At 65.5% G+C, this 16,566-nt stretch carries 9 protein-coding genes and 1 pseudogene; all 10 read left to right on the forward strand.

The window, feature by feature from the left end:
* Window positions 1-73: 73 nt before the first annotated feature.
* Window positions 74-2,445 (forward strand): annotated as a pseudogene (locus AB7245_RS16115) (TonB-dependent receptor).
* Window positions 2,446-2,457: 12 nt separating this feature from the next.
* Window positions 2,458-3,879 (forward strand): PepSY domain-containing protein, encoded by a 1,422-nt coding sequence (locus tag AB7245_RS16120; protein WP_085403142.1) that lies wholly within the window; start codon window positions 2,458-2,460, stop codon window positions 3,877-3,879.
* 121 nt (window positions 3,880-4,000) lie between these two features.
* Entirely contained in the window at window positions 4,001-4,741 is a 741-nt protein-coding gene (locus AB7245_RS16125; protein ID WP_085403143.1) for a maleate cis-trans isomerase family protein, read from the forward strand.
* Between the two features lie 11 nt (window positions 4,742-4,752).
* Window positions 4,753-6,162: a dihydropyrimidinase gene (gene hydA, locus AB7245_RS16130; RefSeq protein WP_085403210.1), complete on the forward strand. Its 1,410-nt coding sequence runs from the start codon at window positions 4,753-4,755 to the stop codon at window positions 6,160-6,162.
* 179 nt (window positions 6,163-6,341) lie between these two features.
* A complete protein-coding gene (locus tag AB7245_RS16135) occupies window positions 6,342-7,775 on the forward strand; it encodes an NAD-dependent succinate-semialdehyde dehydrogenase (RefSeq protein ID WP_085403211.1) in 1,434 nt (477 codons plus the stop codon).
* Window positions 7,776-7,928: 153 nt separating this feature from the next.
* Entirely contained in the window at window positions 7,929-9,476 is a 1,548-nt protein-coding gene (locus AB7245_RS16140; RefSeq protein ID WP_085403144.1) for a PLP-dependent aminotransferase family protein, read from the forward strand.
* Window positions 9,477-9,901: 425 nt separating this feature from the next.
* Window positions 9,902-11,911: a hydantoinase/oxoprolinase family protein gene (locus AB7245_RS16145; protein WP_085403145.1), complete on the forward strand. Its 2,010-nt coding sequence runs from the start codon at window positions 9,902-9,904 to the stop codon at window positions 11,909-11,911.
* Window positions 11,908-13,488 carry a hydantoinase B/oxoprolinase family protein gene (locus tag AB7245_RS16150; RefSeq protein WP_085403146.1) on the forward strand — a complete coding sequence of 527 codons (1,581 nt, stop codon included), beginning with the start codon at window positions 11,908-11,910 and terminating at the stop codon, window positions 13,486-13,488. Before AB7245_RS16145 ends, AB7245_RS16150 begins: the two co-directional genes overlap by 4 nt.
* A gap of 10 nt (window positions 13,489-13,498) precedes the next feature.
* Window positions 13,499-14,794 carry a class-III pyridoxal-phosphate-dependent aminotransferase gene (locus tag AB7245_RS16155; protein WP_085403212.1) on the forward strand — a complete coding sequence of 432 codons (1,296 nt, stop codon included), beginning with the start codon at window positions 13,499-13,501 and terminating at the stop codon, window positions 14,792-14,794.
* On the forward strand, window positions 14,791-16,473 hold the full coding sequence (locus AB7245_RS16160) for a long-chain-fatty-acid--CoA ligase (protein ID WP_354075049.1): 1,683 nt from the start codon (window positions 14,791-14,793) through the stop codon (window positions 16,471-16,473). Before AB7245_RS16155 ends, AB7245_RS16160 begins: the two co-directional genes overlap by 4 nt.
* Window positions 16,474-16,566 lie beyond the last annotated feature (93 nt).

Below are 16,566 nucleotides of genomic sequence, written 5' to 3' on the forward strand. Positions count from 1 at the left end.
GAAGGCTCAAAGGCCGGAGGTGGGACCTGGTTCGCTGTGACGTGCCACTGACGTCATACCGAGGTCCCGAACTGTGTCTTCCATTCGTCTTGTACGACCGCGTTGCTTCCTGCTCGCTTCCGCCGCGCTTACTTCATTTGCAGTCGCCGATCTGCCCGCAGCGCTGGCGCAGCAGGCCCGCGAGCCGCTGCCGCCGGTCGAGGTGTCGCCCGCCCAATCCCGCAAACCGGCAAAGCCGGCGGCCCGGGACGCGCAGAGCCCACGCCGCGCAGCATCGCGCAGGCCAGCGGCCGCATCGGCCGCGGCCAAGCCCGTCGTGCCGACCGCGGCGGCGCAGACGCCGCTCAACACCAATGTGGTTGCCGAGAGCGCCTCGCGCCTCGGCCTGACCGTGCAGGAGACCCCGCGACCGTCGAGGTCATCTCGGCCGAGACCATGCGGGAGCAGGGCTATCGCACCGTGTCGGAGGTTGCGCAGGGCGCGGTCGGTGTCACCTCCGGCGACAATCCGGCCGAGCCCGCGGCTTTCTCCATGCGTGGCTTCACCAACAGCCAGATCAACATGCTCTACAACGGCATCAAGATCGGTCCGCAGAACATGACCTCGCGGATCACGGATACGGCCAATCTCGCAGCCGTGGAATTTTTGAAAGGTCCGGCCTCGCTAATGTCGGGCGAAGGTGCCGCCGGTGGCGCAATCAACTTGATCACGAAGCAGCCACACACCGGGCCGATCCGGAATGACGCTGACTTCTCCTGGGATTCGCTCAACTCGTTCGGCGTCCATTACGGCTCGGGCGGCAGCACCAATTTGCAGGGGCTCGACTACCGCTTCGACATCAGCCGCGCCTCGCTCAATGGCTTTGCCGACGACACCAATACCAAGACGCTGGATGTGTCTGGCCAGCTCAATTACCGCATCTCCGACAGCCTCAAGATCTGGGGCGCGATCGAGTACCGGGAAGATCGCTCGAAGGCCTATTGGGGCGCACCGCTGGTACCGGTCGCCTTCAGCAGTTCGCATGCGACGAGCGGGATTGTTTCGGGCAATTACGTCTCGAACTTCAACAAAACGAATCTCGGTGCGATCACGATCGACGATCGTACCTTCAACACCAATTACAACGTTCTCGACAACCGCAACGTGGCACAAGAGGTGTGGCTGCGCGGCGGCTTCGAACTGAAGCTGGCGCCTGACCTGACGCTGAAGAGCCAAGCCTATGCCTATGGCGCGGAGCGTACCTGGTTCAACAACGAGATCGAGGCTTTCAATGCCAGTACGGGCCTGCCCAACTCGAACATGGTCGATCGCGAGCGCTTCTATGTTGCACATAGCCAACGCCTTGTCGGCAACATTACCGACCTGATTTGGGACGCTAATATCGCAGGCTTCGACAACCGCCTGGTCACGACACTTTCGTCCAGCTATCTCGATTTCGTCAGGCCAGGCGCGGCCAACTTCCCGGACGATTACGTCTCGCTCGTCAATCCCGACCGTGGCCTTTACGGCCTGCTCACGACGCAGCAGCAGACCGCGCGCATCGACAACGAGGCGCTGTCGTTCGAGGACCGGGTGAAGCTCACGCGAACCTTCGCGCTGGTCGGCGGCCTCCGCGTCGAGCATATCGGGCTTGACCGCAACTCGACCGACGCCGCCGGGCTGGAAAAGGCGAACTTCCCGTTCTCGAAGTCCTGGGTCCCGACGACGGGTCGCATTGGCTATACCTGGGACGCCGTTCCCGGCCTGACCTTCTTCAGTCAGTACGCGACCGGTGCTGACGTCTCAGCCAACAACATCTTCCTGCTTGGGCCAGCCCAGCCGCTCGACCTGACGACCTCGCGCACCTATGAGACGGGCGTCAAGCATCTGTTGTGGAACAACAGGGCGGAATGGTCGTTCTCGGCCTACGATATCGAGCGCAAGAACGTCTATGCGGCGGCTGGCGGCATGCAGCTCAACATCGCGGGACGGCAGGAGTCGAAGGGCGTCGAGCTCGCCGCGGCCGTACGCCCGATCGATCCCCTGCGGCTCTGGGGCAACATCGCCTATGTCGATGCACGCTATGCCGACTACAATTTTGCCGGTGGTTCGTTCTCCGGCAACACGCCGCCGAACGTGCCGCGTGTCGTGGCCAATGCCGGTGCGTCGTACCGGTTCTTCACGCCCTGGCCGGTGGAGCTCGGCATCACGGGCCGCTATGTCGGCGACCGCTACAACACCGATGCCAACGTCGTGACGATGAAGGCCTACACCGTCGCCGACGTCTACGCCTTCGTCGACATCCCGAAGACGGTGTTCAACGCGGTCGACCAGGCCCGTCTGGGCTTCCGCGTGCGCAACATCACCAACAAGCGCTACGCGATCTGGGGCGATCCGTTCTATCCCGACCAGATCCTGCTCGGTGCGCCCAGGACCTATGAGCTCTCGGCCGCGTTCAAATGGTAGGGCGCTGACCACATGATGAACGCGATCGTGCTGCTGCATCGCTGGCTCGGGATCGCGTTCTGCCTGCTGTTCGCGATGTGGTTCGCGAGCGGAATCGTGATGCACTTCGTCCCGTTTCCGTCATTGGCGGAAGCGGAACGTTTTGCCGGGCTCGCGCCGGTGGCTGGCGGAGCGGTGAGGATTGCGGTCGCGGAGGCCGTCGCCGCGAGCGGGATCGCGGACGCCACGCGCGTTCGCCTGGTCCAGCGGAGCGACGGGCCGGTCTATGTCGTGTCGAACCCGTCGCGTGTGCGTGCGGTCCATGCCTCCGACGGACGGGATGCATCGGTGACGTCCGCCGACGTCGCGGTCGGTATCGCGCGGGATCATGCCCGGCAACGCGGGCTCGATGCCGCGCGGGCGTCGATGATTTCGGGCGCGGATTATGATCAATGGAGCGTACCCAACGGCTTTGATCGACACCGGCCTCTGTTGCGCGTCGCTCTTGGCGATGCGGCCGGAACCGAGGTCTATGTCTCCTCGCGCACCGGCGAAGTCGTGCTGGATACGACCCGCAGCGAACGCGGCTGGAATTGGGCCGGCAGCGTCCTGCACTGGATCTATCCGACGGTCCTGAGGAGCAACTGGTCCCTTTGGGATCGGGTGGTCTCGACATTGTCGCTGGTGGCTTTTATCGCCGCGACGCTCGGCGCGGTGCTTGGAACTATCAGGATCAGGATTCGAGGGCGCGGGGTTTCGTCGCCTTATCGCGGCTGGCACGCCCTGCATCACATCATTGGTCTCGTCGCGACCGTTTTCGTGCTGACCTGGAGTTTCAGTGGCTGGCTCTCGATGGATCACGGCCGGCTGTTCTCGCGCGGGGAACTGACCCCGACCGAAGCGGGCGTGGTGTATGCCGCGCCTGACTGGACGACGGCCCCACCGGTCGGTCAGCCGTCGGCTCGCGAAGTCGAATGGTTCGCCGTCAACGGTGTTGTCTACCGGCGCGACCGTACCGGCCTCGCCAGTCAGGCCTTGACCAAAACGGGGGAGGCGATCCGCAGCCGCCAGGTGGCATTCCTCGGCGAGAGGGATGTCCATGACCTGACGACGCGCCTTGCGCCGGGCTGTGGCGCCCCGTCCGTTCTAGCCGACAATGACGATTATCCCGCGCACTCCGTTGTCCCCGGAGCGCCCGTCTATCGCTCCCGATGCGGCGACCTCTGGTTCGACATCGACGGTGCCGACGGCCGCGTGCTGCAAAGACTGGATGCCTCGCGGCGCGCCTATCGCTGGTTCTATAGCGCGCTTCACACGCTCGATTTTCCCGTTCTCATGGCGCATCCGCGTCTGCGCGATATCCTGGTCGTCGGGCTCTGCTTGCTGGGGCTGGCATTTTCCGTCACCGGCATCGTCATCGGCTGGCGGCGCTTGCGGTCGACCTTCGCGGCTTGAGCTGCGTATCGAACAAATCATATGCGCCATGCAAATTGCGGGTTGCGCGGGCGATGGCAGGCGCGGATGATCCTCCGAGGGGGCGCAGCGGTGCGCTCTCTCAATGGGGCGATCGTGATCGATGTCAATTCAGCGCAAGCGCCTCGGCATGATTACCCCGTCGTCCAACTCGGTGCTGGAGCCCGTCACCAATTCCATGCTGCATGGCGTGGCCGGAGTCACCGTTCATTTCTCGCGCTTCCGCGTCACCGAGATCGCGCTCGATGCCGCGGCGCTGAACCAGTTCGATGCCTCGGTGATGCTGCCGGCGGCGGATCTGCTGGCGGACGCCAAGGTCGATGCCATTGCCTGGAACGGCACGTCGGCAAGCTGGCTCGGTACCGGCCGCGACCGGAGCCTGTGCGAAGCGATCGCGGCGCGGACCGATATCCCGGCGACGACCTCCACGCTCGCCTGCATCGACGCCGTCCGGGCGCTCGGCGCCGGACGCGTCGGCCTGGTCTCACCCTATACGGACGACGTGCAACGGCGTATCGGCGATGTCTGGGCCGAGGAGGGGATCGCCCCTCACGCCGAGCGGCATCTCGGCCTGCGCGATAACTTTTCCTTCGGTGAGGTCACGCCCGCGACGATCGCCGACATGATCCGCGCGGTCGCGGCGGACGGCGCCGATGCCGTCGTCATTCTCTGCACCAATCTCGACGGCGCCGCGCTGGCTGCAGCACTCGAACGGGAGTTGGGCATCGCCGTGCTGGACTCGGTCGCGGTCACGCTGTGGCGGACGCTCGAACTCGCCGGTGGCGACATCGCGGCCCTTACGGCGTGGGGCCGGATCTTCCAGACATCAGCGATCATCAAGTGACGGAGACACCTGTGACGCAGCTAGATCTCGCCATTCGCGGCGGCACCATCGTGACGGCCAGCGACGAATTTCGCGCCGATATCGGCATTCGCGACGGACGCATCGTCAGCATCGCCGACCGCATTGAAGGCGCGGCGCGCGAGATCGACGCGACGGGGCTGCTGGCGCTGCCGGGCGGGATCGACAGTCACGTCCACATCTCCCAGGCCTCTGGCCCCGACGTCGTGATGGCCGACGATTTTGCTTCGGCAACGCGCGCGGCGGCGGCCGGCGGCAACACCATGGTGTTACCCTTCGCGCTCCAGGAGAAGGGGACGTCGCTGCGCACCTGCGTCGAGAACTACCGCAAGCTCGCCGAGGGCGAGTGCTACATCGACACCGCCTTCCACCTCATCATCTCCGACCCCACCGCAGTCGTGCTCGGGCAGGAGCTGCCGGCTCTCGTCAAGGATGGCTACACCTCGTTCAAGGTGTTCATGACCTATGACGACCTCGTGCTCAGCGACAAGCAGCTGCTGGAAGTGTTCGACGTCGCGCGCCGCGAGGAGGCGCTGGTCATGGTCCATTGCGAGGGTTACGACGCGATCCGTTTCCTCACCGCCAAGCTCGAACGCGAGGGCCATATCGCGCCCTATTATCACGGCGTGTCGCGGCCGGAGGCCGTCGAGCGCGAGGCGACGCATCGCGCCATCAGCCATGCCGAGGTGATCGGCGTCCCCATCATGATCGTCCACGTCTCCGGCCGCGAGGCGATGGAGCAGGTGCGCTGGGCCCAGCAGCGCGGACTGCCGGTGCATGCCGAGACCTGTCCGCAATACATCACGCTGACGGCCGACGACATGAAGGGCCTGAACATGGACATGTCAGGCGCAAAGTATGTCTGCTCGCCGCCGCCGCGCGATGCCGAAAGCCAGCAGGCGATCTGGGAAGGCATCACCACCGGTGTGTTCCAGACCTTCTCGTCCGATCACTGCCCGTTCCGCTACGACGACCCCAAGGGCAAGCTGACGCCGAATGCACGCACCTCGTTCCGCTGGGTGCCGAACGGCATCCCGGGCGTCGAGACCCGGTTGCCGATCCTGTTCTCCGAAGGCGTCTCGAAGGGGCGGATCAGCTTGCAGAAATTCGTCGAGCTGACTGCGACCAATCATGCGCGGATCTACGGGCTCTATCCGCGCAAGGGCTCGATCGGCGTCGGCTTCGACGCCGACATCGCGCTGTGGGACCCGAAGCTGACAAAGACGATTCAGCAGGCCGACCTGCACCACGGCGCGGACTATACGCCGTGGGAGGGCTTTGACGTCACCGGCTGGCCTGTCACCACCATCGCGCGGGGCCGCGTGGTGTACGAGCAGGGCAGGATCGTCGGCGACAAGGGCGCGGGCGAGGTGCTGAGCCGCGGCAAGTCGAGCCTGGTGTGACGGAAAAATAATCGTATCGGGACGACGCCATGTCGTCTGTTGCGCATACCATCCTCGCGCTGCTGCGGCATCATTGATCTCTTTTCGCCGGCCGCCTTTCGGTGTAGCTCTGCGCTCACTTATGAGGCGGCCGGGCGCCAATGCTGATCGCCGCCGAAATCATGCAGGAGACACCAGGGATGTACCCGAAAGTTCAGATGTTCATCGCCGGCGAGTGGACCGACGGCACCTCCGGCAAGTCGGAGGACATCCTCAACCCCGCCACCGGCCAGCCGATCGGCAAGACCCCGCACGCCTCGCGCCAGGACCTTGACCGCGCGCTGGAGGCCGCCAAGGCCGGCTTCGAGATCTGGCGCAAGACCTCGCCGTTCGACCGCTACAAGCTGATGCGCAAGGCCGCCGACATTATCCGCTCGCGCGCCGCCGAGATCGCACCCGTGATGACCATGGAGCAGGGCAAGCCGGTCGTGGAAGCCCAAGGCGAGACCATGCTTGCCGGCGACCTCATCGACTGGTTCTCCGAGGAGGCCCGCCGCGCCTATGGCCGCATCGTGCCGCCGCGGATGGGCAATGTCTCCCAGCTCGTGACCAAGGAGCCGGTCGGCCCGGTCGCCGCGTTCACGCCCTGGAATTTCCCGATCAACCAGGCGGTCCGCAAGATCTCGGCCGCGCTCGCCGCCGGCTGCTCGATCATCGTCAAGGGCTCGGAAGAAACCCCGGCAAGCTGCATGGAGCTGGTGCGCGCCTACGCCGACGCGGGCATTCCGGCCGGCGTCGTCCAGCTGGTGTTCGGCGTGCCGTCGGAAGTGTCGGAATATCTCATTCCGCACCCGATCATCCGCAAGATCAGTTTCACGGGCTCGACCGCGGTCGGCAAGCATCTGGCCGCACTCGCGGGCCTGCACATGAAGCGTGTCACCATGGAGCTCGGCGGCCACGCGCCGGCAATCGTGTTCGCGGACGCTGATCTCGACAACGCCGCCAAGATCCTCTCGGCCAACAAGTTCCGCAATGCCGGCCAGGTCTGCGTCTCGCCGACGCGCTTCCTGGTGCATGAGAGCGTGTATCAGCCCTTCGTCGACAAGTTCGTCGCCGCGGCCAAGAACCTGAAGGTCGGCAACGGCCTCGACAAGGACACCCGCATGGGCCCGCTGGCAAACCCGCGACGCGTCGACGCCATGGAAGGTCTGGTCTCCGACGCTGTGCAGCGCGGCGCCAAGGTGCAGGCCGGCGGCAAGCGCATCGGCAACGAAGGCTTCTTCTTCGAGCCGACTGTGATCACCGACGTGCCGCGCGATGCCCGCATCATGAACGAGGAGCCGTTCGGACCGCTTGCCCCGATCACATCGTTCCGCAGCTATGACGAGGTGGTGGCCGAGGCGAACCGCCTGCCGTACGGCCTTGCGGCCTATGCCTACACGACCTCGACCAAGACGATGCAGGCGATCGGCTCCGATATCGAGAGCGGCATGGTCTCGATCAACCACCATGGCCTCGCGCTGCCGGAAGTGCCGTTCGGCGGCATCAAGGATTCCGGCTACGGCTCCGAGGGCGGCCTCGAGGCGATCGAGGGTTACCTGAACACGAAGTTCGTGACCCAGGCGAGCGCGTAAGGAAGAGTCGCGTTGTCATTCCGGGGCGCGCGAAGCGCGAACCCGGAATCCATCGCGCCGCACGTAAAGAGGGAAAATGGATTCCGGGCTCGCGCCAAGTGGCGCGCCCCGGAATGACGGTGGATAGGACCTGCGTTGCCTGACGGGCGAGACATGGACAACAGCCGTCACCCGAGCAAGCGCGTGTCCCTTGCCGGGATGCATATCGACCGGAATTCGGCCGTGCCGCTGCATCTGCAGATCGCGGCGCACATCCGCGACGGCATTTTGCGCGGCGTCTTTCCGGCTGGAACGCAATTTCTGGGATCCCGGGAGATCGCGCGCGAATTGGGCTGCTCGCGCACGGTGGTGTTGACCGCCTGGGATCTGCTCTACGCCGAGGGCTATCTTGCATCGATGCCGCGCGGCAGTGTCATGGTGGCGTCAGTGGCGACCCCACATGCCGCGCCTTCGTCCGCGACGTCGCCTGCGGCCAAGCCCGCCCACATGTCGGAGCGCTGGCGCTCGCTGCTTGCCTTCGACTACGAGACCAACTGGCCGTCGGAATTCAGCCCGGGCGCGCCTGACATCTCGACCTTCCCATTCAAGGACTGGTCGCGCCTGTTGCGCCAGTCCTGGCAAAATCCAAGAGAGCAGGAGTGTCTCGATCTTCCCTCGGAGGGCCATCCGCGCTTGCGGAGCGAGATCGCGAACTTCCTCGGCTCGGTGCGCGGGCTCGTCTGCTCGCCGGAAGAGGTCGTCGTCACCTCAGGCACATCGGGCGCGCTTGATTTCTGCAGCCGGATGATCCTCGATCCCGGCGACGAGGTCTGGGTCGAGGAGCCCGGCTTCGTCGAGGCCCGGTGGGCGCTCACGGCCGCCGGCGCGAAGCTCGTTCCAATTCCGGTCGATGACAAGGGCCTCGTCGTCTCAGAAGGAATCCGGCGCGCACCGGGCGCGAAGCTGATCGTGGTCACGCCGTCGCATCAATATCCGCTCGGCGTCAGTATGGGGCTGGAGCGGCGGCTCGAACTGCTCGACTGGGCCAACAAGAACGACGTCTGGGTGATCGAGGACGATTACAATTCGGAGTTCAGGCACCAGGACAGCATGATCGCCTCGCTGCGCTCGCTCGATCGCGAGGGGCGGGTGATCTATTTCGGTACCTTCTCGAAGATCATGATGCCGAATTTGCGGCTCGGCTACATCGTCGCCAACAGGCATTTCATCGAGGGCTTTTCCAGGGGCCGCGCGCGCATCGATGTGCATACCTCCGGCATCGGACAGCTCGCTCTGGCCGAGTTCATGCGGGAAGGGCACCTGCTGCGGCATCTGCGCGGGATGCGGCGGATCTACGCCGCGCGCCGGAAGGCACTGATCGATGCGATCACAGCGCTGATGCCTGACGATCTCACCGTATCCTCCGCCGTCACCGGATTGCATCTGGTGGCGCTGTTCACTGACGCGATGCAGGCACGGAGGAGCGACCGAGAAGCGGCCGCGGTCCTGAAGCAGGCCGGCATCCACGTCCAGCCGCTCTCGCAAAACTTTCTGGAGCAGCCGACGCGGCAGGGCCTGGTGTTCGGCTACGGGCGGCTGCGGGTCGAGGATGCCGCGCCGCTGCTTGCGAGAATCGCGGCTTGCATCGGCAGCGGTCGCCGCGACGCACCATCCGACCCGGCAATATCCTCTCTTACTGTTCGTACAATAAAGAGAAGCTGAGCCGACCGTCGTGCATAGCTCGTAGGCATGCGGCTATCCCGCAACGCCGTTCAATCGCCTGGAAATTAGACAGACGTTTTTGAGTGCTCCGATTGCAGTGCAGCGGGCGTCTCGATTTGCGCGGAGAAATCCGTGGTGCGCTGCACGTTTGTCGCGTGGAACGGTTCGCGTTCGTGTGCTCTCTGCGCGGGCATGGCTGCACCAAAACGTGCAGCCGGTGTTGCGCTGCATGATGTCGGTCCTGCGCTGGTCTAGTGGTTTGCGACAACTCTGGCCCTATCCCGAGCCCATCGCTCTGTCGCACGCTCGCAGGCGGTGGCATGACAGGGGATGATGATGAGCGCTCTCGGTTTGGCATTGGACGTTGCGATGGACGGCAAGCACCCGGCGTCCGGTTCGGACGTCATCCGTAACTGACCCCGCACATGAGTTCCTCCGAAAATCACTGGGAAGTCGGCACCGATATCGGCGGCACCTTCACCGACATCATCGCCATCAGGCGTGACTCCGCGGAGGCGCGGATCGCAAAGGTGCCGTCGCGCCCCGACGCGCCGGTTCAGGCGATGCTGGAGGCGATCGAGGCGGTGGGCCTGCGCAAGAGCGAGGTCAGGCGCTTCGTGCACGGCACCACGCGCGTGACTAACGCCATCGTCGAGAACCGGCTGCCGAAGGTGGCGCTGGTCGCGACCGAAGGGTTCGCCGATGTGCTGGAGATTGCGCGCTATCGCCGCCGCGATCTCTATCGTCTCGACATTCCGCCGAAATCACCGCCTTTGGTGCCGCCCGAACGATGCTTTGGGCTCGCCGAGCGCCTCGATCACGAGGGCCGGGTGCTGAAGGCGCTGGATGAGACCGAGATCGAGCGTCTGGTGGCCTGGCTGAAGCAGACCGGCGTGCAGAGCGTCGCGGTCGCACTGCTTCACGCCTACGCCAATCCCGTGCACGAAAAGATGCTGGGCGAGCGCCTCAAGGGCGTCGTCGCCCACGTCTCGCTGTCGCATGAGGTCAATCCCGAGGCGCGCGAATACGAACGGACGTCCGCGACCGTGTTCAACGCGGCCGCGATGCCGATCGCGGTGGAATATCTCAGCGAGCTGGAGCAGCGGCTGCCGATCGGCGCCGGCTTGCAGGTGTTTCATTCGGCCGGAGCCATGGTCCCGATCTCGGCCGTGAAGCGGCGGCCGCTGGTGATGGCGATGTCGGGGCCGGCCGCCGGTGTCTCCGCATCGGTCAGCATCGCGCGCCAGCTCGGCACATCGCGCATGCTCACCTTCGACATGGGCGGTACCACGACGGACGTCTGCCTGATCGTCGACGGTCAGGCCGAGATGACCGACGGCCGCATGCTCGGCGACAAGCCGCTGCGTCAGCCGATGCTTGCGGTCCATTCCATCGGGGCCGGCGGCGGATCGATCGTGCGAAACGGTCCCGGCGGCCTGACGGTCGGGCCGGAGAGCGCCGGCTCCGAGCCGGGGCCGGCCTGCTACGGCCGCGGCGGCACTGAGCCGACCATCACCGATGCCAATGCCGTGCTCGGCTATCTCAATCCCGAGACCAAGCTTGGCGACCGCATCGGCATCGACATCAAGGCCGCGGAACGCGTCATCGACCCGATCGCGCGCGCCCTGGGGCTGAGTCTGACCGAAACCGCGCTCGGCATCATCAAGGTCGCCAATGCGACGATGGCCCGTGCGCTTCGCCGCGTCACGGTCGAACGTGGTATCGACGGACGCGACTGCACGCTGCTCGCCTTCGGCGGTGGCGGTCCGATGCATGCCGCGGGCCTTGCCGATCTCTACGGGATTGCAGAGGTTGTCGTGCCGAGCGCTTCGAGCGCATTCTCGGCGCTGGGCTGTCTCACCGCCGATTTCAGCTTCCTCCAGCAGCAGACGCTACGCGCCGCCCTCGACGGTATCGATCTCGCCCGGGTGTCGGAGCGGATCGGGACGCTGATGGACGATGCGTCGGCGCCGCTGATCGCCAACGGCGTTGCGCAGGCGGAGATCCAGGTCGAGCTGGTGGCGCTGATGCGCTACGCGGCGCAGAACGATGCCATTCCGGTGCCGTTCACGTTGCCGCTCGACGTGACCAAGCTGAAGAAGGACTTTCTGGCGCGGCATCACGAACTGTTCGGCTATGCGACCAGCGAGCCCTGCGTCATCGAATCCGTGCGCATGCAGGCGCGGCGCCCGTCGACGACGGTGGTGAGCCGGCCGGCGACTGCGGTGAGGGCGGTGTCATCAGGCAAGCGAGCCTGCTCATTCGACGGCCTCCACGATATCCCGACCGCCATCATCGATCGCGCCAAATTGGCCGATGTCGTCAGCGGCCCCGCGATCATCGAAGACGCATGGTCAACGGTGGTGGTCCCGCCGGGCTGGCAAGCTAAACCCGATGTATCAGGCAATCTGTTCCTGACGCGGAGGGCGGCATGAAGCTCGATCCGTTCGTCGTCGAGGTTATCAGGCACGGGCTCTCGGCCGCGGCCGAGGAAATGAGCCTGGTGATGACGCGCTCGGCGCGCTCGCCGCTGCTGCGCGAGGCCGGCGATCTCTCATCAGCAATCACGGATGGCCGCGGCGGCCTGGTCGGGCAGGGCCGCGACATCCCGATCCATCTCGGCGCGATGGCTTACACGATCCCCGAACTCTTGAAGGTCGTTCCGGTCGAGAGCCTGAACGACGGCGACGTGCTGATCTACAATGTCGGCGCGCTCGGCGGCAATCACCTCAACGACGTCAAGGTCGTGCGTCCCGTCTTTGTCGACGGCGAGATCGTGGCGTTCGCGGTGAGCCTCGCGCATTGGCCCGACATCGGCGGCACCTGGCCCGGCAGCTATTTTGCCAAGGCGATCGACACTTTCCAGGAGGCGATGCGGATTCCGCCGGTGCTGATCGCCACGTCAGCTGGCGTCAATACGCCGATCGTGCAGCTGCTCAAGGCCAACGTCCGGGATCCCGAATCCTGTGAGGGCGACCTGCTCGCGCAGATCGCCGCGACCAAGGCCGGCGAGCGGCGCATCGTCGAACTCTGCCGCGAGCACGGCAAGGCGGTGTTCACGGCGACGCAATCGCGCCTGCACGATCTCTCCGAAATCGAGATGCGGGAGGCGCTCCGCGACCTGCCCGATGGCGTCTACGAGGGCGAAGATTATCTCGACGACGGCAGCGTCAACAATGCACCTGCGCGCATCCATGTGAAAATCACCATTCGCGGCGACGAGGCGACCTTCGACCTCTCCGGCAGTTGCGATCGCGTCTCCAATTTCTGCAACACGACGCCGTTCATGGCGCGCTCAGCTGTCGCCTATGCCGCACGCATCATGAGCGGCCGCGACATGCACCAGAATGCGGGCGCGCTCCGGCCTTTGACCATCATCACACGCCCGGGCTCGATCCTGGAGCCGGGCTGGATGGCGTCCGTTGCCGCCGGCAACCACGAGACGTCCATGCGCATCGTCGATGCGATTTTTCGCGCGATGCAGGACACTATTCCGGAGCGCTTGTCAGCCGGTGGCGCGACCACCGCGGGCGTCTTGTTCTTTGCCGAGCCGCGTCAGAACGGCTCGTGGAAGATGCTCTACGAGGTTCACGGCGGTGGTGAGGGCGCGCGGCATGATCGGGCCGGCATGTCGGCGACGCGCGTGCATCTCTCCAATACGTCGAACACGCCGGTCGAGGTGATCGAGGCGAGCTACGCGATCCGCCTGGAGCAGCAGGCCATTCGCCGGCAGTCCGGCGGCGCGGGCGCGCATCGCGGCGGTGACGGCTCGGTTCGCACCTATCGCATCCTCGCGCCTTCGATGCACCTGACCACCTGCATCGAGCGCATGGTGATCCCGCCATTCGGCATGCAGGGCGGCGAAGCCGGCAAGGCCTGCCGCATCTCGCTGATCAGGCAGGGCGCGAACGTCGCCATCGACGGCAAATCGAACCTGGTGTTGCAGCAAGACGATCTCGTCACGATCGAGATGTGCGGCGGCGGCGGCTATGGCGCCGCGGCCGCGGAGTGAGGGGATTGCGATGAGCAGATTGTTGCGAACCGGGCTGAACGCGGGCGACAGCGCGCCCATGGCCGTCGTCGGCGGCGAGGGCGTCTACTTTCACCTGTCCGATGGCCGCAAGCTGATTGACGGCAGCAACACCGGCGGCGGCCTCGGCCATCGTCACCCCGCGATGGTGGAGGCGATCCGCCGCGCGGCCGATACGCCCGTCGTGAACGAAGGCTGGACCTGGGTCGGCCGCGAACAGGCCGCCGACGACCTGATGATCACCGCATTCAAAGGCGAAGACGACTGGGTCGGCGCGGTGCGCTTCTGCATCAGCGGCAGTGAGGCCAACGACATGGCGCTGTCGCTCTGCCAGGCGCTGACGCAGCGGTCTGCGCTGGCGACGCGCGAGCGCGCCTATCACGGCATCACCGGCCTGTCGCGCAGCATGACGGTGCAGCCGCAATGGCACGGCGGCCTCGCGGTGCACGCGGGCGGCTCGAAGCTACCGGCGCCGATGGCACCGGTGCGGATTCTCCCGGCGCCGGATGGCGCGATCTATGGCGCGCCGGCCAACAACACGCCGCCCAGCGAATATCTGACGGATGCCACGCGGCTGCTGTCGGACACCGCGGCGACGATCATCGACTACACCCAGGGCGGCATCTACTACGACGGCGCCTATCAGGACGAGGTGGCGCGCCACGCCCGGCAAGCGGGATCGTACTGGATCGCGGATGAGGTCGTCACCGGCGCGGGCCGCGCAGGCCGCTGGTTCGCGTTCCAGGGCGCTGAAAGCCGCCCCGATATCGTGACGCTCGGAAAATCGCTCGGCGGCGGAGCGGCTGCGGTCGCGGCGGTCGTGGTGTCGAAAGACATCATCGAGCGGCTCAAGGGCACGAGCTGGCAGAATTACGGCACGCTGCGCGGCCATCCCATCAGCATGGCCGCCGTCAGCGCATACCTGAAGGTCGTCAGCGAAGAGAAAATCCTCGAGCGCGTGGCGAGCCTGGAAAAGTTGTTCACTCGCCGGCTGCTCGCGATCGCGCAAAAACATCCGAGTGTGCAGCGCGTGGCGGGGCAGGGGCTGCACTGGACGGTGGAGCTGCACGGTCCGGATTGGCGCTCCTGGCATGCCGACACCACGGAGGTCCCGATCGCCTCGCGCGTGGCGGAGCGCGCACTGGAGGCGGGCGCCGTGATTGGAACCAGCGGTGAGCAGACTTCGCTGTTCCTGGCGCCGCCGCTGGTGATCTCGGAGCAGGAAGCCGAGCGGCTGCTGGATGCGCTCGACCACGGCCTCGACATCGCAGACGAGGAGCACGGGTGAGCGCAGACCCCGCAGCGTCCTACCGCTCGCCGGCCTGGCCGGCGGACGAGCCCTGGCATCTCGCGATGCCGGAGGGGACGCTGTACGACGCGCTGGCACGCGCGGCGAAGGATCGGCCGTCGCACCCGGCGACGGTGTTTTATGGTGCGAGCCTGAGCTATGCCGAGCTACGCGCACGGGTCGATGCCTTGGCCGGCTTCCTGCAGAACGCTTGCGGCGTGAAGCGCGGCGATCGCGTCATGATCGCGCTGCAAAACTCGCCGCAATATGTCATCGCCTACTACGCGGTGATGCGGGCGGACGCCGTGATCGTGCCGGTCAATCCGATGAACAAGACGGCTGAGATCGCGTATCTTGCCGAAGACAGCGGCGCCAGGGTCGCGATCATTGGAAGCGAACTGAGCGAAATATTCGTGCCGCTGGTGGGCGAAGCCATCTCCCATACGATCGTCGCACAATATCGCGACGAAGTGCCGGCCGCCACGCCCTATACGCTGCCTTCATGCATCACCGAGGCGCCGTCGAAGATACCGCCGTCGCCAGGCTGGCATTCCTGGTCATCTGCGATCGCGCAAGGTTTGCAGCCAGGCGCAATGAGCGCGGGGCCGGACGATCTCATGATCCTGCCCTATACGTCGGGGACAACAGGCAAGCCCAAGGCCTGCATGCATACCCATCGCAGCGCGCTGTTCACCGCAGTCCTGCAGGCACGCTGGTATGGACTCGACGGCAGCGACGTGATGACCGGCTTCATGCCGCTGTTCCATGTCGCGGGCATGCAGGGCTCGATGAACGCCGCGGTGGTAACAGGCGCCACGCTGCTGTTGATGGCGCGCTGGGACAAGGATCTGCTGCCGGATCTGTTCGAGACCTACGGCGTCACGTTCTGGAACGCCGCGCCGACCATGATCGTCGACGTGCTCGCAAGCGTCCGGTTCCGCGATCGGTGCTTTGCGAAACTCAAGGTGCTGACCGGAGGTGGTGCGGCAATGCCGACCGCGGTAGCCGAACGGCTCAAAGGCCGCTTCGGCCTCGATTTCGTCGAGGGCTACGGCATGACCGAGACGATGTCGCCGACCCATCTCAATCCGATGGCGGCCCCGAAGCGGCAGTGTCTCGGCATTGCCGTGCAGGAGACCGATGCGAGGATCGTCGATCCCGAGACCTTGATCGAGCTCGACGACAATGTCGTCGGCGAGATCGTCGTGCACGGGCCGCAGGTGCTGCAAGGCTACTGGAACAGGCCGCAGGCCGACGCTGAGTCCTTCATCGAGCGCTCGGGAAAGCGGTTCCTGCGCACCGGCGATCTCGGCTATCGCGATGCCCAAGGCTATTTCTTCGCGGTGGATCGCCTCAAACGGATGATCAATGTCAGCGGCTTCAAGGTGTGGCCGGCCGAAGTGGAAGCCGCGATGTACCAGAACCGCGCCATCCGGGAATGCTGCATCGTCTCGACCCCCGACGACTACCGCGGTGAGACCGTCAAGGCGCTGGTGGTGCTCGATGAAGCCGCGCGCGCGACGATTTCGGCGGACGACATCGTCGGTTGGGCTCGCGGCGCGATGGCCAGCTACAAGGCGCCGCGCGCCGTCGTCTTCGTCGATGAGCTGCCGCGCACCGCCAGCAACAAGATCAACTGGCGGCTTTTGCAGGATGCCGAATGGGGGCGGACGGCATGAAAGCTGCTTGGCTGGAAAAACGGCGCAGGACCGCGTTATGCTGCGCGCGCCGGCACGCCCCTCAAGCTGCGATCCCCAGCCTCACCAAGAAAT

The organism is Bradyrhizobium sp. 604_D8_N2_3 (assembly GCF_051810765.1).
Lineage (GTDB): Bacteria > Pseudomonadota > Alphaproteobacteria > Rhizobiales > Xanthobacteraceae > Bradyrhizobium > Bradyrhizobium barranii.